Here is a 20,330-nt window from a genome sequence, read left to right as displayed (position 1 = left end):
TGCTCGGGGACGGACGGTCACCGTGGGAGGGGGTCGCGCGAGGGGACAGGCGCGGCCGGGGCGGCACAAGGGGCCGCTCCCACGGACGTGCCTCCTGTCCGAAGCACTGACTCTGCGCCTGCCCCGGGTCCGCCCCGGCAAACACGCCGATGTTTTCCCCGGGGCCGCCGGGTGACCCGGTCCGCAGGCGACTGCCGCCCGTTCGTCCGACGACCCGGGAGGTCCGCACATGAGCACCAAGGTCTCCGACCACATCCTGCAGCGGCTCCGTGAGTGGGGGGTGGACCACGTCTTCGGCTATCCGGGCGACGGCATCAACGGGCTCCTCGCCGCCTGGGGCAGGGCGGAGAACCAGCCACGATTCGTGCAGTCCCGGCACGAGGAGATGTCCGCGTTCGAGGCCGTCGGCTACGCCAAGTTCAGCGGCCGTCTCGGCGTGTGCGCGGCGACGTCCGGGCCGGGGGCGATCCATCTGCTCAACGGCCTGTACGACGCCAAGCTCGACCATGTGCCGGTGCTGGCGATCGTCGGCCAGACCCACCGTACGGCGATGGGCGGCTCGTACCAGCAGGAGGTCGACCTGCACACGCTGTTCAAGGACGTCGCCTCGGACTTCATCGAGACGGTGACGGTTCCCGAGCAGCTGCCGAACGTCATCGACCGCGCCATCCGCACCGCCTACGCCCGCCGCTCCCCCACCGCGATCATCGTTCCCGGCGACGTGCAGGAGCTCGACTACTCGCCGCCCACGCACGAGTTCAAGATGGTCCCCTCCAGCCTGGGCCGCAGCTCCTGGACGGCCGTGCCCTCGGAGGACTCGCTGCAGCGCGCGGCGGAGATCCTCAACTCCGGTGACAAGGTGGCGATCCTGGTGGGGCAGGGCGCGGCCGGAGCACGCGCCGAGGTCGAGCGGATCGCCGGGCTGCTGAAGGCCGGCGTGGCCAAGGCACTGCTGGGCAAGGACGTCCTGAGCGACGAACTGCCGTACGTGACCGGCTCGATCGGCCTGCTGGGCACGCGCCCCTCCTACGAGCTGATGCGGGACTGCGACACCCTGCTGACCATCGGATCCTCCTTCCCCTACACGCAGTTCATGCCGGAGTTCGGCAAGGCGCGCGGGGTGCAGATCGACATCGACCCGCACATGGTGGGGATGCGTTATCCGTACGAGGTGAATCTGGTCGGCGACGCGAAGGCGACCCTCGAACGGCTCATCCCGATGATCGACCCGGCCCGCGGGCCCGAGTGGTACGACACGGTGTGCGACAACGTGAAGCGCTGGCACGAGGTGATGGAGCGGCGGGCGCAGCAGTCCGCGGACCCGATCAACCCGGAGTACGTCACCCACGCGCTGGACGCGCTGCTGCCGGAGAACGCGATCATCACCTCCGACTCCGGCTCGGCGGCCAACTGGTACGCCCGGCATCTGACGATGCGGCCCGGCATGCGCTCCTCGCTCTCCGGCACGCTGGCGACCATGGGGCCCGGGGTGCCGTACGCGATCGGCGCGAAGTTCGCGCACCCGGACCGGCCCGCGATCGCGCTGGTCGGGGACGGCGCGATGCAGATGAACGGCCTGGCGGAGATGATCACGGCGGCCAAGTACCGCCATGCGTGGGAGGACCCGCGGCTGATCGTCGCCGTCTTCAACAACCGCGATCTCAACCAGGTCACCTGGGAGATGCGGGCGATGGAGGGCGCCCCGTCCTTCCTGCCCTCGCAGGAGCTCCCGGACGTGCAGTACGCCGCGTTCGCCCGCTCCCTGGGGCTGACCGGTGTGCGGGTGGAGAAGCCCGAGGACGTCGAGGCCGGCTGGCGCGCCGGACTGGAGGCGGACGGCCCGGCGGTGATCGAGTTCCTCACCGACCCCGCGGTCCCGCCGATCCCGCCGCACGCCACCTGGGAGCAGATGGAGGCCACGGCCGCTTCCATCCTCAAGGGCGACGCGGACCGCGGCTCCATGATCAAGCAGGGGCTGAAGGCGAAGGTGCAGGAGTTCCTGCCGGGGCGCGAGAAGAAGTAGGGGCCTGTCGGGCCTCGGGCGGTGTCCGCCCGCGGGTGGAGCGTGTGCTCCACCCGCGGGTGGGGCGCGGTTCAGCCCGTGAGTGGTGGTGGTCGGCGGGCCCCGCGCCGCAGTCTTGAGGCATGGATTCGCTTCGCTCCGCACTCGCCGTGCTCGTCGCCGTCTGCGCCGCCGTGTTCGTCGCGGCGTGGCTTCTCGGCGCGGTGTATTTCGGCGCGAGGAGAGGCTCCGGCGTCCGGGACCTGGTCCGCGACCTGCGCGGGACCCTGCCGCGCCGTCTGGCCCTGATCGCCGGTGCCGGGGTGCTGGTGCTGGTGGTGCGGCGGACCCCGGGGTCCTGGCGGCACCACCTGGAGTTCTGGCAGCCGGAGCTGGCACTCCTGGGCGCCGCGCTGGCCGTCGCCTCGACCGTCTGGCTGGTGTGGGCGCGGTGGGTCCTCGGCACCATGTGGGCGAGCATCCCGATGGTCCGGGAGCACCACGAACTGCGCACCGACGGCCCGTACCGGATCGTCCGCCATCCCATCTACACGGGGATGCTCGGGCTGGTCACCGGTGCCATGGCGGCCTCTGGCTTCGGGGTCTGGGTCCTCGTCCTCGCCGTCACGGTGCCCTGGGTGCTGCGCCGGGTCCGGATCGAGGACGGCCTGATGGCGGACCGGTTCGGCCCGTCGTACGAGGCCTATCGCGCCCGCGTACCGGCCCTCATACCCTCGCTCCGGCCGCCCCGGGGCATACCGCGGCGGGCGGACGGTCACGGCCCCACGATCTGACGCGCAGGCGCTAGGGCGACACACGCCCTAGGTGCCCGCCGTTCCCGGCGGGCCGGCAAGGGCCTTCTCGTTCCGGTCGGCCTTCTTCGTTTGCAGCAGCAGCTCCTCGTAGCGGCCCAGTGCCAGCACGACGCCGAGCATGAGGAGCGGGATGAACACGGCGATCAGTGCCATGGCCGTTCTCTCCCGGAGAGGGGAGTGGGGGGCGTCTGCCGGGTCTCCCCGCCTTCGTTGCGCAAACCCTCGTGTCGGCCTCCGCTCATCGGGTACGCGGTCGCCACCCGAAGATCTGGAGGGAGTCTCATGCAGCGAGGCAGCAACCGGCTCAGCGTCCATCGCGACGAGGAGATGAAGCACGAACTCCAGGGTCTGCTCCGCTCCGGGCACCCCACCCGGACCGAGGAGTGGCACGACCCGGAGCCCACGGCCGACGACGACCCCGAGGTCGCCGGCGGCCCGGTCGCCCCGGGAGGTTCCGCGTCGCTCACCGCGATCCGTACGGAACTGGCCCGGCACCTCAACCGCCACACCTTCCCCGCGGGGCCCCGCGACCTGGCACGCGCCATGCGTCGCGCGCACGCCCCGGACGCCCTGGTGGAACCGGTGGAGCGCCTGCCCCGCACGGCGCACTACACCACGATCCAGCATCTGGCGGAGGCTCTGGTGGAGTCGGGCCGGGAGCGGCGTGAGTGATCCGCGCGGTGCGGCCGGCCATGGGGTTTTGGCGGAGGTGCCACCCGTGACGCCGGCACAGGGAGGCCATGGGGCCGTGTCCGCCTGGTGGGCCGGCCGAGACCTCGCCCCCCGGCACGCATGGCCCCCGGCGCCAGGGGTACTGCGGGCGGCGTCATGCCGACGACGGCCGCGGTGCACCCACCGGCCGGGGAACGGAGGAAGGGCCCACTGTGATGGCTGATTTCGTGAGGGAGGTCATGACGCCGGGCGTGGTCGCCGTCCGCCCCGACGCGTCGCTGGTCGAGGCGGCGCAGCTGATGCGTACGCAGGACATCGGCGATGTGCTGGTGGCCGACGGGCAGCGGATCGTCGGTGTGCTCACCGACCGCGACATCACGGTGCGCGCGGTCGCCGAGGGGATCGATCCCCTCACCGTGAGCGCGCGATCCGTGTGCACGCCGGATCCGGTCGTGGTCGGCCCGGACGACCCCGTCGGGACGGCCGTCGCGCTGATGCGCACGCATGCCGTGCGCCGGCTGCCGGTCGTCGAGGACGGGATGCCGGTCGGTGTGGTGAGCCTCGCGGACCTCGCCGTGGCCGAGGACCCGGACTCGGCGCTCGCCGCGATCGGACGGGCCGAGCCGGCGGGCGGGGCCACCGCGTGAGCCGGGGCCAGGCCGCGGAGATCAGTGCCACCGGCGTCACGGTCGACGTCGGGGACGTGACGACCCGTTACCTGCTGTACGGACTGCTGCCGAGCTGGTTCGTGCCGGGTCTCGCCGACTGGGTGATGCACCGGCGCACCAGGATCGAGGAGACGGCGGGCACCAAGGAGTCGCTCCTGCACTCGCTGATGATGGCCGAGGTGGGCCTGCCCATCGCGCTGACCCTGCGCTACGAGGTGAACCCGCTGCTGCTGACCGTGCAGTTGGGCGGCGCCGCGGTGCACGAGGCGACCGCGCTGTGGGACGTGCGCACCGCGGTGGACAGCGACCGCGAGGTCAAGCCGGTCGAGCAGCACATCCACAGCTTCCTGGAGTCCCTGCCGTTCGCCGCGCTGGCCGCGTTGACGTGCCTGCACGCCGACCAGGTCAAGAAGCTGCTGCGCGGTGGCGACGGCGATCCGGACGCCTGGCGGCTGGTGCCGCGCCGGCGACCGCTGTCCCGCGGCTATCTCGCGGGGATCGCCGCCGCGATCGGCACATGTGTGCTGCTGCCGTACGGCGAGGAGCTCGTGCGCTGCGTGCGCGCGGGCCGTCGGAACAAGAAGCGCGCCACCGGTGACGAAGCCGAGTGGCGTGCGCCGAAAGGACGTTGAGACATGCGCATCGCATTCCTGACCGCACCCGAGGGTGTCGAGCAGATCGAGCTGACCGACCCGTGGCAGGCCGCGAAGGACGCCGGCCACGAGCCCGTGCTGGTGTCGACGAAATCCGGTGAGATCCAGGCGTTCCACCACCTCGACAAGGCGGACACGTTCCCCGTGGACGAGGTCGTCGGGGAGACGTCGGCGAACTCCTTCGGGGCTCTCGTGCTGCCGGGCGGGGTGGCGAACCCGGACTTCCTGCGCATGGACGACAAGGCGGTGTCGTTCGTGCGGGACTTCTTCGAGCAGGGCCGCCCGGTCGCCGCGATCTGCCACGCGCCCTGGACCCTGATCGAGGCGGACGTCGTACGGGGGCGGGTGCTGACCTCCTGGCCGAGCCTGCGGACGGACATCCGCAACGCGGGCGGCACCTGGGTCGACGAGCAGGTGAAGATCTGCGACCACGGCACCAACAAGCTGGTCACCAGCCGCAAGCCGGACGACCTGAAGGCGTTCTGCGACGCCTTCCTGCACGTGTTCTCCGAGGGCGCCGACTGACGGCCCGCGGGGCCGGTTGCCGGTACCCGGCGAGTAGCGCCGTCAGGAGCGGGGAGTCACCGACTCCCCGCTTCGGCGTTCCCGGGCGCCTTCCCGGGTGCGGCCCGCGGCCACCATGCGCTGCGGATTGCGGCGCAGGTACTCGCCCTCCAGCTCGGCCATGCGGTCGTTGTGGGCCCGCAGCGCGTCGCTGGAGCCGTACAGCAGTGTGTCGTGGCGTGTGCGGTGGATCGTCTCCAGCTCCTTCATGAGCTGCTGGTCGTCCAGCCTGCCGACGTCGACTCCGGTCATGGTCATGTCCCGCTCGTCGTGTTCGTCCATGCGGTCCGGGTACCCGCCCGACGGCAACAACCCCAAGTGGCATCTGGGAGGGAGCCATGGATCTCGCCTTCCCACCCACTCTACGAACATCCGGGGCCCTGGGCCTCCGGCCCGACGCCCACCGCCAAGTGTGGATCGGCGAGGACGCGGACCATCTGGCGGTGCGCCGCACGGACCTGAAGATCCTCCGCGGCCTGGGAGCCCTGCTGCGGTGGACGTGAACGGCTAGCGCGCCCGCTCCACGCGCCGCTCGTCCCACACCGGCTCCGCGGTCTCCCGTACGCGCCCGTCGCTGCCGAAGACCAGATACCGGTCGAACGAACGGGCGAACCAGCGGTCGTGCGTGACGGCGAGCACCGTGCCGTCGAACGCCTCCAGACCTTCCTGGAGTGCCTCGGCGGACTCCAGGTCGAGGTTGTCGGTCGGCTCGTCGAGCAGCAGCGCGGTGACACCCCGCAGTTCCAGCAGCAGGATCTGGAAGCGGGCCTGCTGGCCGCCGGAGAGGCGGTCGAAGCTCTGCTCGGCCTGCTGGGTGAGTTCGTAGCGGCGCAGCCGGGACATGGCCGCGCCCCGGTCCTGCGCGTGTTCCTGCCACAGGATGTCGAGCAGGGTGCGGCCCATGAGCTCGGGGTGGGCGTGGGTCTGGGCGAAGTGCCCGGGCACCACTCTCGCCCCGAGCTTCCACGCTCCGGTGTGGGCCACGTCCTCGCCGGCCAGCAGCCGCAGGAAGTGGGACTTGCCGGAGCCGTTGGAGCCGAGGACGGCGACGCGTTCGCCGTAGAAGACCTCCAGGTCGAAGGGCTTCATCAGGCCGGTGAGCTCGAGTGACTCGCAGGTGACGGCCCGTACGCCGGTACGGCCGCCCTTGAGCCGCATGGTGATGTCCTGCTCGCGCGGCGGCTCGGGCGGCGGGCCGGCCTCCTCGAACTTGCGCAGCCGGGTCTGCGCGGCCTGGTAGCGCGAGGCCAGTTCATGGCTGATGCTGGCGGCCTGGCGGAGGCTCAGCACCAGCTTCTTCAGCTGGGCGTGCTTCTCGTCCCAGCGGCGGCGCAACTCCTCGAAACGCGCGAAGCGTTCACGCCGGGCGTCGTGGTAGGTGTCGAAGCCGCCGCCGTGCACCCAGGCGTCGGCGCCGGCCGGGCCCGGCTCCACGGACACGATCTTCTCCGCCGCCCGCGCGAGGAGCTCACGGTCGTGGGAGACGAAGAGCACGGTCTTGCGGGTCTCCTTCAGCCGCTCCTCCAGCCAGCGCTTGCCGGGCACGTCGAGGTAGTTGTCGGGCTCGTCGAGCAGCAGCACCTCGTCGGTGCCGCGCAGCAGCGCCTCCAGCACGAGCCGCTTCTGCTCGCCGCCGGAGAGGGTGCGGACCTCCCGGAACTGCGCCTTGTCGTACGGCACGCCGAGCGCGGCCGTGGTGCACATGTCCCACAGGGTCTCCGCCTCGTAGCCGCGGGCCTCGGCCCAGTCGGCGAGGGCCTGCGCGTACGTCAGCTGCGCGGCCTCGTCGTCGACGGTCATGATGGCGTGCTCGGCCCGGTCGACGGCCTGGGCGGCCTCGCGGATCCGGGGCGGGGCCACCGACACGAGCAGGTCGCGCACGGTCGTCTCGTCGCGTACGGACCCCACGAACTGCCGCATCACGCCGAGGCCGCCGCTCACGGTGACGGTCCCGCCGTGCGGTTTCAGCTCGCCGGAGATCAGCCGCAGCAGGGTCGTCTTCCCGGCTCCGTTGGGTCCGACGAGGGCCACGACGGCCCCTTCGCCGACCCGGAAGGACACATCGCCGAGCAGCGCCCTCCCGTCGGGGAGGTAGTACTCGAGGTGCGCGGCTTCCAGATGTCCCATGAGGCGGCATTCTCCGGGCCACGGCGCGGACTCGGCAAACTCTTATCGCTCGGTGCCGGCGCTGTCACTCGGTGTCGACGGGGCGGCCGGCGGGTCCGCCCTCTCCGGCGGGTGCCACCAGCGCCCCGGCCCACGACAGCGCCTTCCACCCGTCCCGGGGCGTTCCCTCCAGGATCACCACGCCGGTGTTCTGCAGTGGATGGGCGGCGGCGAAGGGCACGTCCACGTTGTCCGCGCGGGCCGCGGTCCACATGCGGATGGCGGCGCCGTGGCTGACCATGGCGACGGTGCCTGCGCCGCTCGCGGCGGCCTCCGCGACCACGGCGTCGTAGCGGGCGAGCGCCTCCGTGCCGCTCTCGCCGCCCGGCATCCTCAGCTCCGTCTCCCCCGCCGCCCAGGCGAAGACCGTCTTCATGTACAGCAGTCCGTGCTCGGAGTCGCCGGGCAGCATCTCCAGGTCGCCGGCCGACACCTCGCGGATGCCGTCGCGCACCAGCGGCTCCAGGCCCCGGGCGGCGGCCAGCGGGGCGGCGGTGAGCTGCGTGCGTACCAGGGTGGAGACGTAGAGGGCCTCGATGTCCTCATCGGCCAGGGCCTCGGGCAGGGCCGCCGCCTGCCGTTCGCCGAGCGCGGTCAGGGGCGCTCCGGGTACGGCGGTGTCCAGCAGCGCCCCGACGTTGGACGGAGTCTGGCCGTGGCGTACGAGGAGCAGACGCATACAAGGAGCCTTCGTGTCTCGGTCGCTGCCCGCCGGGCGGGAAACGGGCACTTCAGCAGGGTACCCGTCGGCGCCTGAACCCAGCTCGGCCGCCCCGGCCCGCGGTCCGGGGCCCCGCCAGACCTCCGGCTGACACTCCGTCAGTCCACATCGCAAAACGCTGGTCTCATCATTCGACATGCGGGCGTACCGTGAGACGCACCGACGAAGCGTCGAACAGGGGAGTTCAGCCATGTCGAAGCCGCAGGAGACCGCCGTCTACACGCACGGGCACCACGAGTCGGTACTGCGTTCGCACGCCTGGCGGACCGCCGCCAACTCCGCGGCCTATCTCCTCGGCTCGCTGAAGCCCCACATGCGGGTCCTGGACATCGGCTGCGGCCCGGGCACCATCACCGCCGACCTGGCGGCCCTGGTCCCGGACGGCCATGTCACGGGCGTCGACCACGCGCCCGGGGTCCTGGAGCAGGCCAGGGCGACGGCGGCCGAGCGCGGCCTGACGAACGTCGACTTCGCGGTCGCGGACGTCCACGCCCTGGACTACCCGGACGACACGTTCTGCGTGGTCCACGCCCATCAGGTGCTCCAGCACGTCGGCGACCCCGTGCAGGCGCTGCGCGAGATGCGGCGGGTCGCGAAACCGGGCGGGTTCATCGCCGTCCGCGACTCGGACTACGCGGCCATGACCTGGTATCCGGCCTCCGCGGGGATGGACGACTGGCTGGAGCTGTACCGGCGGGTGGCCCGCGCCAACGGGGGCGAGCCGGACGCCGGGCGCCGGCTGAAGTCCTGGGCGCTGCGGGCGGGGCTCACCGACGTCACCGCCACCTCCGGCACCTGGACCTTCTCCACGCAGGCGGAGCGGGCCTGGTGGAGCGGGCTGTGGGCGGACCGGACGCTGGCGTCCGCGTACGCCGAGCGCGCCACCGAGGGCGGACATGCGACCTGGGAGCGGCTGAGGGCGGTGTCCGACGCCTGGCGGGAGTGGGGGGCGCAGGAGGACGGCTGGTTCGCCGTGCTGCACGGAGAGATTCTGTGCCGGAAAGACGCCTGAACCGCGCCGGCGGTTCTGGTGGTGTGGCTGCTGTGCTTCCTGGTACGCGGCACCACAGCGGCCGGAGGCAGGGGCCGCTGGTGCAGGTGGTAGACCGAGAGAACTGAGTCACTCGGCAGACAGCAGACATCAGTCGCGCGGCAGCAGCGGTCCCAGCGGCCCGAGGTCCAGGTTCAGGTCCTCGGGCCGCAGTCCGTAGCGTTCGCGCAGCTCGGTCATGCGGTCGTCGAGGAGCATCAGCGTGAGCCCGATCCGCTCCTCCTGCTCCTCGTTCAGGTCGCCCGTGTCGAAGCGGCGCAGGGCCTGGCGCTCCATGAGCTGCCGCAGCAACTCCACGACGGTCAGCACTAGTTTGATGAGATCGCGTTCGACCGTGTCGGGTTCCAGGTCCAGCCGGTTGCGCGGGGCCGTCATAGCAACTCTCCCCAAGGCGAGGGCACTTGCTCGTTCACCGAGCTGATCAGGGCGTTGAGGTCGATACGGACCAGGTCGACGTCGGCGATGCGCAGGGTGATGTCCCCCTTGATGACGACGCCGCCGGCCAGCAGCCGGTCGAGCAGGTCCACCAAGGCGATCTCCCGGCGTTCCACTACGGTCATGCTTCTTCCCCCGCAAAGGAATAGGCGGCCCACGGCCCGGTGAGTTCCACCCGAATTCCGAGACTGTCCGCCTCGGTCTCGTCCTTCGTCCGGTCCACCAGTTCCACGAATTCCTCGGAATCCTGGCGGGGCACGAGATAGGCGGCGTTGAGTACGTTGCGGCCGGCGACCCCGGACAGTGCGGGATTCTGCGGGGCGTGCATCCGGGAGTCCTCGGCATACGCGGAGAGCGTGGAGTGCAGCCGGTTGGCGAACGCCTCCGTGCGCTGCCACATGTCCTCGTTCGCGTGCAGCCGCATCCGGCGCCGGCGCAGGTAGTCCCGGCCGGACACCGGCTTCGCCGCGGGGGCGGCCTCGCTCTGCTGCGGCTCGGTCTCGGCGTACACCTTCACGCCCCACTCCACCCGGCCCTGCAGCCGGTCGAGGATGCGCCGGAACTCCTCCTCGCGGTCCTCCAGCATCACGCGGACGCCGCTGTCGTCGCGGAAGACGGTGGCCATCCGCAGGGGCAGCGGGGTGGTGACGACGGTGAGCGCGTCGATCACGCTCTGGTGGGCCCGCGCCGTCTCGGTCAGCCAGTCCAGGTCCTCCAGACGGCGGCGGAGCGGCTCCTCGGCGAAGTCCCGCTCCGGCACGTGGCTCACCACCGCGATCAGGCCGTGGTGGGACAGCATTCTGGGCGGATCGCCGGCCACGCCCTTCAGCTGGGCCTGCAAGGGCGCGCCGAAGGGACGGCAGACGGCGTAGACGTAGCGCAGTCCGCTCATGACCTGTCCTCCTCCTCACGCTCCCGTTCCGCGAGGGCCTCCTCCAGGGGCTGCAGCCGCTCCAGCCGCTCGCGCAGCTCGGCGTTCTCGCGGGCCAGTTCGTTGCGGCGGGCACGGGAGGACAGCGCGGGGTCGTCCTCCCACCAGTCGATGCCCATCTCCTTGGCCTTGTCGACCGAGGCGACGATCAGCCGGAGCTTGATGGTGAGGAGCTCGATGTCGAGGAGGTTGATCCGGATGTCGCCGGCGATGACCACGCCCTTGTCGAGGACGCGCTCCAGGATGTCGGCAAGGTTGGCGCCCGAACCCTGACCGTAGGGTTCGGGCATCCGGCTGGCCATGGTCATCGACGGCCCCGACCGTCGGCGTACTCGTACTCGGGCTCTTCCTCGGTCTCTTCCTCTTCCTCGTCCTCGTACTCGCCCTCGGGCTCCTCGGCCTCTTCCTCGCCCTCGGGCTCCTCGTCGTACTCCTCGCCCTCTTCCTCCTCGTCGTACTCGCCCTCGGGCTCCTCCTCGCCCTCTTCGCCTTCTTCGCCCTCGTAGGCGTCCTCGCCCTCTTCGCCCTCGTAGGTGTCCTCGCCCTCTTCTTCCGAGCCCTCCTCGGAGCTCTGCTGCGATTCCTCCTCCTCGGCGATCGCGTCCTCGTGGCTGCGGACGACCTCGCCGTCGCGGATCTCGCCGCGCCAGCTGTCCTCGGCCTCGCCCTTGAGGGTGATGAAGCGGACGAAGTTCTTGAGGTCGAGCCGGGCGCGACGGCCCTGGGCGCGCCAGATGTTGCCGGTCTTCTCGAACAGACCCGAGGGGTAGTACTCGATGACCAGCAGGACCCGGGTGAGGTTGTCGTCGAGCCGGTGGAAGGAGACGACGCCCTTGGTGGTGCCCTTGGCGCCCTCCGAGGTCCAGGCGATCCGGTCGTCCGGCACCTGCTCGGTGGTCTTCGCCTTCCAGCTCCGGTTGGACCAGAAGATCTTCATCTGCCAGTCGCTCTGGGTGTCGTCGGAGCGGCTCGCGCTCTTGACGCCCTTGGCGAAGGTGCTGAAGTCCTGGTACTGCGTCCACTGGTCGTAGGCGGTGCGCCGGTCCACGCCGACGTCGACGGACTCGATGATCACCGTCGGCTTCTTGCCGGCCCCCTTCTTGCGCTTGCCCTTGCCGCCCCCACCGAGGTTCTTGAAGGCTCCCACGACGTTCTCCTTGGCGCGTGAGGCGCCGACCTCCAGGGCGGAGCGCAGCGGCCCCTTGCCCTCGGCCAGCTTGCGGCCGCCGTCCAGGGCGAGCTTGGCGAAGCCGGGGCTGTTGCCCTCGGCTATGTCGTTGAGCTTGCCCGTGGTCTCGCCCAGCTTGCGGCCGACTCCCGTCAGCAGGCGCGTGGCCTGTGCGGCGAGGTACTCCTGCACCTCGCCCTTGAGGCGGTCGGCGGCCTCGCTGTGGGCCAGATCCGTCAGCGGGGACGCCTTGTCGGTCGCTCCGCGCGCGGCCGAGGTGGCCGATCCGACTGTCTCGGTCATCACTCACCGCCTCCCTTCGGCTGACGGGAGCGGGCTGCGCGGGTGCCGCCGCCGGCCGCGGCCGTCTTCTTGGCGGCCTTCTTCGCCGGGGGCTGCCCGCCCGAGGTCCGCTTGGCCGCCGTCTTCTTGGCCGGGGCCCTCTTCGCGGCCGTCTTCTTGGCCGGGGCCTTCTTGGCGGCCTTCTTGGCGGTCCGCCTCACCGGGGCCCGGTCCTCTTCGGAGTCCGAGGACTCCTCTTCGTCCGCCTCCGGTTCCTCCTCGTCGTGCTCGTCGCGAGGTTCGTCCTCGTGCTCCTCCTGAGGTTCCTCCTCGTACTCCTCGCGGGGTTCCTCCTCAGTGTCCTCCCGGCCCTCGTCCTCGTCCTCCTCGGAGGAGAGGCCGCCGGTCGCCTTGCCGGCCACGCCCGAGAGCTGGTCGCGGACCTGGGCGGTACGGCCGTGCAGGCGGTTGGCGAGGGCGTCCATCTGCCGCTCCACCATCGCGCCCGAGGCCGCCTTGCCGACGCCGCGCAGGTCCTGGCGCAGCTGGTCGCCGATCTCCTTGAACTGCGGGTTGTTCTGCAGTTGCTGGGAGAGGACGTCCGCCAGCATGCGCGGGCTCAGATTCATCCGCTTGCCGGCCACGAGCCCGCCGAGCGCGAACGCCATTTTCATTTTCTTGGTACGTCCAAGGACGTACCCGGCCCCTACCGCGAGGCCCAGTCCCACTCGGTTCATCGTGCCGTCCCGTTGCCTGTGGCCCCGCCTCTGCGCAGGCCGGTTTCCAGCCGGTCCAGGAGTTCGTCCTCCTGTCGGTCGAACTCCTCCTCGTCGATCTCGCCGGCCTCCAACTGCTCTTCCAGACGGGCGAGTTCGGCCCTGACCGTCGACGGGTCGTAGTAGATGCGCTCCGCCTCCTGCAGGACCTGCCCGATCACCCAGCCGCTTCCGCGTACCGGGGCGAAGGGCAGCAGGACCAGCTCCTTGATCAATCCCACGTGCTCACTCCTGGGCGATGCCCGGACCCGCCGCGGAGCTCGCGTGCTCGGCGGGGCCCGGTTCCACGAAGCTGTACGGGGGCAGCGGCCCGTTGACGCGCAGCTCGATGTGGGGGTGGCTGTTGCGGATCCGGTCCACCGCCGCCAGGAACTCGTCGGCGGAGTCGCGGTCCACCAGGAAGGAGATGTTGAGCAGCCAGCCGCTGGACTCGGGGCCGGCCGCCACGTCCGCGGCGAGGGGTTCGAGGGCCTGCTGGACCTCGGTGGCGTCCTCGGCCTCGCGGGCCTTGACCGCGGAGACCACCATCTCGCCGAGCCTGAGCCGGTCGTCGTAACTGCCGCCGCCCGCCTGCCGGTTGGCCTCGGTCATGGCGCGGATGTCCGGGTTCCCGGACATCACCAGGTGCAGGACGGCCTCTTCCTGGTGGGTGGCCTTGACGTTGTACTCGACCTTGCCCTCCAGGGCGCCCAGCCGCTCCTTGTAGTGGTCGGCGCGCTCGGTGAGGACACCGGTGACGGTGTCGTCGTCCGGTGCGACGCTGCCGAAGCGCATGGGCAGCACCACTCCGGCGGCTCCCGCCTCCGCGAGCACCGCCTGGTGGGCGAGCAGGTCCTTGCGCTTGGGCCGCAGCCCCTCGGGCGCGTCGCTCACGACGGCCGCCAGCTCCCCGGCCTGCAGGACCCGCACCTGGCGCGGCGGATCACCGACGCCCACCAGGTCCTCCGGGAGCGCGGGGTGCGAACTCGCGGTGATGCCGTAGACGTACGTGCTCACTCCTGCTCCTCCTTCCTGCGCGAGGTCGTGGTCTTGCGGGCGCGCGGCCGGGACTCGGTCTCCTTCTCGCGCCCCTCTTCACGCGCCTGCTTGAAGGCGCCGGAGACGGTCTCGGCGGCTCCGGAGAGCGCACCCTTGGACTTGCCGCGCGCGCCGGACTCGGTCATCTCACCGACCAGATCGGGCAGGCCGGGGCTCTTGTGCGGGCCGGACTCCAGGTCGAGCCGGTTGCACGCCTCGGCGAAGCGCAGGTAGGTGTCGACGCTGGCCACGACGACACGGACGTCGATCTTCAGGATCTCGATGCCGACCAGGGAGACCCGTACGAACGCATCGATGACCAGACCCCTGTCGAGGACGAGTTCCAGAACGTCGTAGAGGCCGCTGGAACCGCCCCCGCCGCCGGTCTGCTGTGCCGGGACAACGGTCATGCCGACCGCGCCTCCTTTTCTGTGGTCTCGGAAATGTGAGCGGGACGGTGGCCTAGCGGCCGCCGGACCTGTGTGCGTCGGCCCGCCCGCGCTCATAACGTCGGACACGTCGGTATCCGGTCAGTTGACCGTCCTGGTCGAGGTCGACCTGATAGCTCGCCATCAGGCTCATCGTGTCCGGCACCCGCGCCAGCTCCAGGACCTCGACCTCGAGACACCAGCCGTCGTCCGTCTGCTCGAACGACGAGACGCTCTCGGGGGTCATGCCCGTCAGCTCTGCGAGCTGGGTGCGCGCGTGGCGCAGCACCTCCATCGGGTTGGACCGCTTTCTCGCCTCGCCGTTCCCTTTGTCCGAATTCTGTGATTCCTGTGAATTCTGGGATTCTTGTGAGTTTTTTGTGTCAGACATGGCCACCTCTTGTTTGCGGGTGGCCGCAATATCAGCCGCCAAACCTTCACGCACCGCGCAAGGCGTCGAGCCTGCGGCGGGCGGGTCCGAGCGCGCGCGCCTTGCTCAGGAGGCCGGCCCAGGGGTCGCCGCGGACCTGTTCGACCGCGTCGGCGATGGTCCAGCGACGCGCGTGCAGACCCGGGTCGTCCAGCTGGGACCAGTCCATGGGGGTGGCCACGGGCGCCCCGGGCAGGGCACGCACGGTGAGGGGGGCGACCGCCGTCTGCGCGTAGGCGTTGCGGCCCACGTCGAGGTAGAGCCGCTCGCCGCGGTCCTTCTTGCGGGCGGCGGTGGTGAGCCGGTCGGGGTGGGCCTCGGCGAGGGTGTCGGCGACGTCCCGGGCGAACGCGCGGACCTCGTCGAAGTCGTGCCGGCCGTCGACCGGCACCACCACGTGCAGGCCGCGCGAGCCCGTCGTCATCAGGGCGGAGGGCAGCTTCAGCTCGTCGAGGAGCTCGCCCAGCCACCGGGCCGCCTCCCGCACCGCCGCGAAGTCGTCACCCGCCGGGTCCAGGTCGAACACCATCCGGTCGGGCCGGTCCACCCGCCCCACCCGGGACAGCCAGCGGTGCAGGGTGACGGCGGCCTGGTCGGCCAGGTACACCAGGGTGGCCGTGTCGTCGCACACGGTGTGGCAGACCGTGCCGCCCTCCTTGGCCAGCTCGACGCGGGTGATCCAGTCGGGGTGGTTCTCGGGGGTGTTCTTCTGCATGAAGCGCGGGCCGTCGATGCCGTCCGGGTGCCGTTCCAGCATCAGCGGACGCCCGCGCAGGTGCGGCAGCATCAGCGGGGCGGCCGACCGGTAGTAGTCGACCAGGTCGCCCTTGGTGTACTCCTTCGCGTCGCCGCTTCCGGGGAAGAGCACCTTGTCCGCCCGGTGGACCCGCACCGTCCGGCGCCCGGCCCGCACGGTCCGTGCACCGTCGGCGCTCACGACACGACCGCCTCCTCCACCAGCAGCTTCCCGGCCGCCGCGATCGACTCGGCGTCGATGCCGGCCGCGTGCAGCTGCTCGTCCGGCGAGGCGGAGCCCGGCATGTCGCGCACGGCGAGCCGCACCAGCCGCGGTACGGGCCGGCCGTCGAGGAACGCGTCCAGGACGGCGTCGCCGAGACCGCCCTCCTCGTGGTGGTCCTCCACGGTGACCAGGCAGCCGGTCTCCTCCGCGGCCCGGCGCAGCGTGAGCCGGTCGACGGGCTTGACCGAGTACAGGTCGACGACCCGGACCCGGATGCCGTCCCGCTCCAGTGCGTCGGCGGCGGCGAGCGCCTCGTGCACGGTGACACCGGCCGCGACAAGGGTCAGCCGGTCGTCGGCGGAGGAGCGCAGCACCCTGCTGCCGCCGATCGGGAACTCCTCGTCGGGGCCGTAGATCACCGGGCTCTCGCCGCGGGAGGTGCGCAGGTAACGGACGCCCTCGCAGCCCGCCATCTCGGCGACCAGCCGGGCGGTCTGGTTGGCGTCGCACGGGTACAGCACGGTCGAGCCGTGCACGGCCCGCATCATCGCCAGGTCCTCCAGACCCATCTGGGAGGGCCCGTCCTGGCCGATGGCGACCCCGGCGTGCGAGCCGACCAGGTTGATGCCGGCGCCGCTGATCGACGCCATCCGCACGAAGTCGTAGGCGCGCGTGAGGAAGGCCGCGAACGTGCAGGCGTACGGCACCCAGCCGCGGGCGGCGAGACCGACGGCGGCGGCGACCATCTCCTGCTCGGCGATGTAGCACTCGAAGTAGCGCTCGGCGTGCTCCTTGGCGAAGGCCTCCGTGCGCGTGGAGTCGCCCACCTCGCCGTCGAGGGCCACGACGTCGCCGCGGCCGCTGCCGAGCGCGGCCAGCGCCTCCCCGAACGCGTTGCGGGTGGCGACCTCCTCGCCCTTGTCCCAGCCGGGCAGCTCGCAGTGGCCGGTGCGCACGGCGTGCAGCATCCGGGCCGCGGGCGGCTCCTTCACCCGGACGCGGAGGTCGCGGGGGCCGCCGAGCTCGGCGATGGCCTCGTCCGCGTCGGGCAGCGGCTTGCCGTGCAGGCCCTCGCGGTCCTGGACGGCCCGGACGCCCTTGCCCTTGAGGGTGCGGGCGAGGATCACGGTGGGCCGGCCGGCGGTCGAGGCCGCCTCGCCGTAGGCGCGGTCGATGGCGTCCACGTCGTGCCCGTCGACCTCGACGGTGTGCCAGCCGAACGCCTGGAAACGGCGGGCGTAGGCGTCGAGGTCGTGCCCGTGCCGGGTGGGTCCGCGCTGGCCCAGCCGGTTCACGTCGACGATCACGGTGAGGTTGTCGAGGTGCTCGTACGCCGCGTGCTCGGCGGCCTCCCACACGGACCCCTCGGCCAGTTCGCTGTCCCCGCACAGCACCCACACGCGGTAACCGGTGCGCTCCAGGCGCTTGCCGGACAGCGCGATGCCGACGCCGACGGGGAGCCCCTGGCCGAGCGACCCGGTGGCCGTCTCGACCCAGGGCAGCCGGCGCGGGGTCGGATGCCCTTCGAGCCGGCTGCCGAGCTTGCGGAAGCTCAGCAGTTCCTCGTCGCCGACGGCGCCGACCGCCTTGTAGGCGGAGTACAGCAGCGGCGAGGCGTGCCCCTTGGACAGCACGAAGCGGTCGTTGCCGGGGTGGGCGGGGCGGTCGAAGTCGTAGCGCAGGTGGCGGGCGATCAGGACGGCCATCAGGTCCGCGGCGGACATCGAGGACGTCGGGTGCCCGGACCCCGCGGCAGCCGAGGCGCGCACGCTGTCGACCCTCAACTGCTGGGCGAGCTCGGTGAGTTCGGCGGTGTTCATGCGTCTCCTTCTGCGGAAATGTCGGAGCGGCGGTCGGGTCCGGGGGTCTGCGCGCCCTCACCGTCACGCGCCTCCCCGTCCGAGTCGCCACCGGCCGGTCGGCCGGGCTGCTTCTTCGCGGCCTCACCGCCGGGCTGGTTCCCGGCCGCCTCTCCACCCGGCTGGTTCTTCGCGGGCTCGCCGCCCGGCTGGTTCTTCGCGGGCTCTCCACCCGGCTGGTTCTTCGCGGGCTCGCCGCCGGGCTGGTTCTTCGCGGGCTCGGGCTGTTCCGTCGTCCCGGTTCGCCCCGTGGTGTCGGCCGCCGTGGCCGCGCCGGGGCCCGAGCGGGCGTCGGTCTCCTGCCGGCCCTCCGGCCGGCCCGCCACCCGCGCCAGTTCCGGGGAGGCGGTGTCGAGGGGCACCGACCAGGAGCGGACGAGGCCCAACTGGACGGCCTGGCGCGGCAGTACGGCGTCCAGGAGCCAGTCGGCGGCGACCCGGACGCGGTTGCCGGGCATCGCGGCGAGGTGGTAGCCCCGGGTGACCGCGCCCGCGACGGGGCCGGACAGCGGGACGCCGAGCGGGTTGGCGGCGGCCTTGACCCCGCCCAGGTCGACGACGAACCCCAGGTCACGGTGGCTGTAGGCGCGCCGCTCCCCGTGGCCCAGCGACGCGGCGACGTTGCGGCCCGCGACCTTCCCCTGCCGCCAGGCGTGCTGTGCCGTCATCGGGGTGTACTGGCCGGGCTTCTCCAGATCCGGCACGGCCGCCGCGTCCCCGGCGGCGAACAGCTCGGGCCGGCCCGGCACCTGCAGGTGCGGATCGACCAGCAGGCGGCCGCGTTCCATGGGCAGCCCCATGGACTCGGCGAGCGGATCGGGCCGTACGCCGACGCACCACACCAGCGAGCGGGTGGGCACGAACTCGCCGTCGGTGAGCAGCACCCCCTCGTGCGTGGCCTCCTTCACGGAGGTGCCCATGCGCACGTCGACGCCCCGCTCGCGCAGCACGGTGTCGGCGGTGCGCGAGAGGTGTTCGTCGAGTTCGGGCAGCACCCGTTTCGCGATGTCCAGCAGCAGCCAGCGCGGCCGCATGCCCCGGCGCAGCGGATGCTTGCGGACCTGCGCGTCGGTGAACAGCTGCCCCTGCGCGGCGACCTCGGTGCCGGTGTACCCGGCGCCGACCACCACGAAGGTGCAGCGGGCGGCGCAGGTCTTCGGGTCGTCCGCGGCGGCCGCCAGCTCCACCTGCCGGGTCACGTGGTCGCGCAGGTACAGCGCCTCGGGCAGCCCACGGAAGCCGTGCGCGTGCTCGGCGACGCCCGGGATGGGCAACAGCTTGTTGACGCTGCCGGCCGCGAGCACCAGCCGGTCGTAGGCGAGGGTCCCGCCGTCGCCCTCCGGCCCGGTGTAGTGCACGGTGCGCCCGTCGAGGTCGATCGCGTCGGCCTCGCCCAGGACCAGCCGGACGTGCGGCAGGGTGCCGGAGAGGGAGACGGTGACCCGGCGCGGTTCCAGGATGCCGGCGGCGACCTGGGGCAGCAGGGGCAGGTACAGGAAGTAGTCGGTCGGATTCAGCAGGGTGACCTCGGCCTTGTGCCGCATCAGACGGGACAGGGTGCGGGCCGTCTGGTATCCGGCGAAGCCGGCTCCGACGATCAGGATGCGGGGTCGAGCCACGGTTCGCCTCCGGCGCTGTCGCGGGCGTCGTACGGAGACTTCCGCGTCCCCCTGGTCAGGGCCGCCAAACGTGCGCCGGTTGCCGCCGCGGCCCCCGGGTACCCGGACCCGGACCACAACCGCCGACGTCGCGGAGGCACTCCCCCATGCCCGAGTACGGCTATTTCCTCTCGTGCGAGCAGTACGGTCCCGCGGAGCTGATCGAGCAGGCGCGGATGGCCGAGCAGGCCGGTTTCCAGTCGTTGTGGATCTCCGACCACTACCACCCGTGGAACGACGAGCAGGGCCAGAGCCCGTTCGTGTGGTCGGTGATCGGCGCGCTGTCCGAGGCCGTGTCCCTGCCGGTGGAGACGGCGGTGACCTGCCCGACCGTGCGGATGCACCCGGCGGTGGTGGCGCAGGCCGCGGCGACCAGCGCGGTGATGACGAACGGCGCCTTCCGGCTCGGCCTCGGCTCGGGCGAGGCGCTCAACGAGCACATCCTCGGCGACCACTGGCCGCCCGCCCACGTCCGCCTGGAGATGCTGGAGGAGGCCATCCAGATCATGCGCCGGCTGTTCAGCGGCGAGGAGGTCAACCACCGCGGCCCGCACTACACGGTCGAGAACGCCCGGCTGTACACGGTGCCGGAGGAGCCCGTGCCGATCGACATCTCCGGCTTCGGGCCGGCCGCCACCAAGCTGGCGGCACGGGTCGGCGACGGCTACATCACGATGATGCCGGACGCGGCCATGGTGGAGCAGTACCGCAAGGGCGGGGGCGGCGGGAAGCCGGTCAGCGGCGGCACCAAGGTCTGCTACGACATCGACCGGGACGAGGCCGTACGGACCGTGCACCGGCTCTGGGCGAACGAGCAGCTGCCCGGCGAGCTGAGCCAGGTGCTGCCCTCCCCCAGGCACTTCGAGCAGGCGCAGCAGCTGGTCACCGAGGACATGGTGCGCGAGAACCGGGTGTGCGGGGACGACGTCGACGAGCACGTGGCGGAGCTGAAGCAGTTCGCGGACGCCGGTTTCGACCGGGTCTACGTCAACCAGATCGGCCCCGACCTGCGCGGCTTCTTCGACTTCTACCGCACGAAGGTGCTGCCGCAGCTGCAGCAGGCGTGAGGGGGC

26 protein-coding genes and 1 pseudogene are annotated in these 20,330 nt (G+C 71.7%); 10 read left to right on the top strand and 17 right to left on the bottom strand.

The features are described from left to right. Window positions 1-229: 229 nt before the first annotated feature. Window positions 230-2,023: a thiamine pyrophosphate-requiring protein gene (locus M8J74_RS11515; protein ID WP_249836261.1), complete on the top strand. Its 1,794-nt coding sequence runs from the start codon at window positions 230-232 to the stop codon at window positions 2,021-2,023. A gap of 122 nt (window positions 2,024-2,145) precedes the next feature. Further along, window positions 2,146-2,796 (top strand): methyltransferase family protein, encoded by a 651-nt coding sequence (locus tag M8J74_RS11510; protein ID WP_249836260.1) that lies wholly within the window; start codon window positions 2,146-2,148, stop codon window positions 2,794-2,796. A 27-nt stretch (window positions 2,797-2,823) separates the two neighbouring features. Here M8J74_RS11510 and M8J74_RS11505 read toward each other — a convergent pair whose 3' ends face one another. Further along, window positions 2,824-2,970, bottom strand: a complete 147-nt coding sequence (locus M8J74_RS11505) for a hypothetical protein (protein WP_249836259.1) — start codon at window positions 2,968-2,970, stop codon at window positions 2,824-2,826. 129 nt (window positions 2,971-3,099) lie between these two features. On the opposite strand from M8J74_RS11505, the gene M8J74_RS11500 reads away from it, so the two are divergent. The 4 genes from M8J74_RS11500 (at window position 3,100) to M8J74_RS11485 (ending at window position 5,335) form a co-directional block, all read left to right on the top strand. Further along, window positions 3,100-3,489, top strand: a complete 390-nt coding sequence (locus tag M8J74_RS11500) for a DUF2795 domain-containing protein (RefSeq protein ID WP_249836258.1) — start codon at window positions 3,100-3,102, stop codon at window positions 3,487-3,489. Between the two features lie 215 nt (window positions 3,490-3,704). Further along, on the top strand, window positions 3,705-4,136 hold the full coding sequence (locus M8J74_RS11495) for a CBS domain-containing protein (RefSeq protein WP_249836257.1): 432 nt from the start codon (window positions 3,705-3,707) through the stop codon (window positions 4,134-4,136). Next, the gene (locus M8J74_RS11490) at window positions 4,133-4,789 is read left to right on the top strand and encodes a hypothetical protein (RefSeq protein WP_058922125.1); all 657 of its coding nucleotides are present in this window, start codon (window positions 4,133-4,135) and stop codon (window positions 4,787-4,789) included. Before M8J74_RS11495 ends, M8J74_RS11490 begins: the two co-directional genes overlap by 4 nt. A 3-nt stretch (window positions 4,790-4,792) precedes the next feature. Further along, window positions 4,793-5,335, top strand: a complete 543-nt coding sequence (locus M8J74_RS11485; RefSeq protein ID WP_249836256.1) for a type 1 glutamine amidotransferase domain-containing protein — start codon at window positions 4,793-4,795, stop codon at window positions 5,333-5,335. A 42-nt stretch (window positions 5,336-5,377) separates the two neighbouring features. On the opposite strand, the gene M8J74_RS11480 is transcribed toward M8J74_RS11485, so the two are convergent. Beyond that, a complete protein-coding gene (locus M8J74_RS11480) occupies window positions 5,378-5,656 on the bottom strand; it encodes a DUF6158 family protein (RefSeq protein WP_249836255.1) in 279 nt (92 codons plus the stop codon). A 56-nt stretch (window positions 5,657-5,712) separates the two neighbouring features. Here M8J74_RS11480 and M8J74_RS11475 point away from each other — a divergent pair, with 56 nt between their 5' ends. After that, on the top strand, window positions 5,713-5,877 hold the full coding sequence (locus M8J74_RS11475; protein WP_249836323.1) for a hypothetical protein: 165 nt from the start codon (window positions 5,713-5,715) through the stop codon (window positions 5,875-5,877). Between the two features lie 4 nt (window positions 5,878-5,881). Here the strand turns inward: M8J74_RS11475 and M8J74_RS11470 are convergent, their stop codons facing one another. After that, entirely contained in the window at window positions 5,882-7,501 is a 1,620-nt protein-coding gene (locus M8J74_RS11470) for an ABC-F family ATP-binding cassette domain-containing protein (protein ID WP_249836254.1), read from the bottom strand. Between the two features lie 64 nt (window positions 7,502-7,565). Then, the gene (locus tag M8J74_RS11465; protein ID WP_249836253.1) at window positions 7,566-8,219 is read right to left on the bottom strand and encodes a histidine phosphatase family protein; all 654 of its coding nucleotides are present in this window, start codon (window positions 8,217-8,219) and stop codon (window positions 7,566-7,568) included. A gap of 232 nt (window positions 8,220-8,451) precedes the next feature. Here M8J74_RS11465 and M8J74_RS11460 point away from each other — a divergent pair, with 232 nt between their 5' ends. Both M8J74_RS11460 and M8J74_RS11455 read left to right on the top strand, forming a co-directional pair. Beyond that, on the top strand, window positions 8,452-9,273 hold the full coding sequence (locus M8J74_RS11460; RefSeq protein ID WP_249836252.1) for a class I SAM-dependent methyltransferase: 822 nt from the start codon (window positions 8,452-8,454) through the stop codon (window positions 9,271-9,273). 3 nt (window positions 9,274-9,276) lie between these two features. Next, a pseudogene (locus M8J74_RS11455) lies at window positions 9,277-9,366 on the top strand (hydrophobic protein); the annotation flags it as partial. A 36-nt stretch (window positions 9,367-9,402) separates the two neighbouring features. Here the strand turns inward: M8J74_RS11455 and M8J74_RS11450 are convergent. Genes M8J74_RS11450 through M8J74_RS11390 form a run of 13 tightly spaced genes read right to left on the bottom strand, consistent with a single transcriptional unit; the run spans window position 9,403 to window position 19,218 of the window. Beyond that, entirely contained in the window at window positions 9,403-9,687 is a 285-nt protein-coding gene (locus M8J74_RS11450; protein WP_058922133.1) for a gas vesicle protein K, read from the bottom strand. Then, a complete protein-coding gene (locus M8J74_RS11445; protein WP_058922134.1) occupies window positions 9,684-9,872 on the bottom strand; it encodes a gas vesicle protein in 189 nt (62 codons plus the stop codon). The genes M8J74_RS11450 and M8J74_RS11445 overlap by 4 nt, the downstream gene beginning before the upstream one ends. After that, a complete protein-coding gene (locus M8J74_RS11440; RefSeq protein WP_249836251.1) occupies window positions 9,869-10,639 on the bottom strand; it encodes a GvpL/GvpF family gas vesicle protein in 771 nt (256 codons plus the stop codon). The genes M8J74_RS11445 and M8J74_RS11440 overlap by 4 nt, the downstream gene beginning before the upstream one ends. Next, window positions 10,636-10,986, bottom strand: a complete 351-nt coding sequence (locus M8J74_RS11435) for a gas vesicle protein (protein WP_058922136.1) — start codon at window positions 10,984-10,986, stop codon at window positions 10,636-10,638. The genes M8J74_RS11440 and M8J74_RS11435 overlap by 4 nt, the downstream gene beginning before the upstream one ends. After that, a complete protein-coding gene (locus tag M8J74_RS11430; protein ID WP_249836250.1) occupies window positions 10,983-12,149 on the bottom strand; it encodes an SRPBCC family protein in 1,167 nt (388 codons plus the stop codon). Before M8J74_RS11430 ends, M8J74_RS11435 begins: the two co-directional genes overlap by 4 nt. Further along, window positions 12,149-12,865 (bottom strand): DNA primase, encoded by a 717-nt coding sequence (locus M8J74_RS11425; RefSeq protein WP_249836249.1) that lies wholly within the window; start codon window positions 12,863-12,865, stop codon window positions 12,149-12,151. The genes M8J74_RS11430 and M8J74_RS11425 overlap by 1 nt, the downstream gene beginning before the upstream one ends. Then, on the bottom strand, window positions 12,862-13,125 hold the full coding sequence (locus M8J74_RS11420) for a gas vesicle protein GvpG (RefSeq protein WP_058922139.1): 264 nt from the start codon (window positions 13,123-13,125) through the stop codon (window positions 12,862-12,864). The genes M8J74_RS11425 and M8J74_RS11420 overlap by 4 nt, the downstream gene beginning before the upstream one ends. A gap of 4 nt (window positions 13,126-13,129) precedes the next feature. Continuing rightward, window positions 13,130-13,900 (bottom strand): GvpL/GvpF family gas vesicle protein, encoded by a 771-nt coding sequence (locus M8J74_RS11415; protein ID WP_249836248.1) that lies wholly within the window; start codon window positions 13,898-13,900, stop codon window positions 13,130-13,132. Continuing rightward, a complete protein-coding gene (locus M8J74_RS11410; RefSeq protein WP_249836247.1) occupies window positions 13,897-14,331 on the bottom strand; it encodes a gas vesicle structural protein GvpA in 435 nt (144 codons plus the stop codon). The genes M8J74_RS11415 and M8J74_RS11410 overlap by 4 nt, the downstream gene beginning before the upstream one ends. 52 nt (window positions 14,332-14,383) lie before the next feature. After that, window positions 14,384-14,740, bottom strand: a complete 357-nt coding sequence (locus M8J74_RS11405; RefSeq protein WP_249836316.1) for a gas vesicle protein GvpO — start codon at window positions 14,738-14,740, stop codon at window positions 14,384-14,386. 46 nt (window positions 14,741-14,786) lie between these two features. Beyond that, window positions 14,787-15,716: a non-homologous end-joining DNA ligase gene (gene ligD, locus M8J74_RS11400; protein WP_249836246.1), complete on the bottom strand. Its 930-nt coding sequence runs from the start codon at window positions 15,714-15,716 to the stop codon at window positions 14,787-14,789. Continuing rightward, window positions 15,713-17,560, bottom strand: coding sequence for a transketolase (locus tag M8J74_RS11395; protein WP_249836245.1), 1,848 nt, complete (start codon window positions 17,558-17,560; stop codon window positions 15,713-15,715). Before M8J74_RS11395 ends, ligD begins: the two co-directional genes overlap by 4 nt. Beyond that, window positions 17,557-19,218: an FAD-dependent oxidoreductase gene (locus M8J74_RS11390; RefSeq protein WP_249836244.1), complete on the bottom strand. Its 1,662-nt coding sequence runs from the start codon at window positions 19,216-19,218 to the stop codon at window positions 17,557-17,559. The genes M8J74_RS11395 and M8J74_RS11390 overlap by 4 nt, the downstream gene beginning before the upstream one ends. Window positions 19,219-19,364: 146 nt before the next feature. Here M8J74_RS11390 and M8J74_RS11385 point away from each other — a divergent pair, with 146 nt between their 5' ends. Continuing rightward, window positions 19,365-20,324 carry an LLM class F420-dependent oxidoreductase gene (locus M8J74_RS11385; protein ID WP_249836243.1) on the top strand — a complete coding sequence of 320 codons (960 nt, stop codon included), beginning with the start codon at window positions 19,365-19,367 and terminating at the stop codon, window positions 20,322-20,324. The last annotated feature ends 6 nt before the right edge of the window (window positions 20,325-20,330 follow it).

The organism is Streptomyces panaciradicis (genome assembly GCF_023516615.1).
GTDB lineage: Bacteria > Actinomycetota > Actinomycetes > Streptomycetales > Streptomycetaceae > Streptomyces > Streptomyces panaciradicis.
This window is presented reverse-complemented; position numbering and strand designations above follow the sequence as displayed.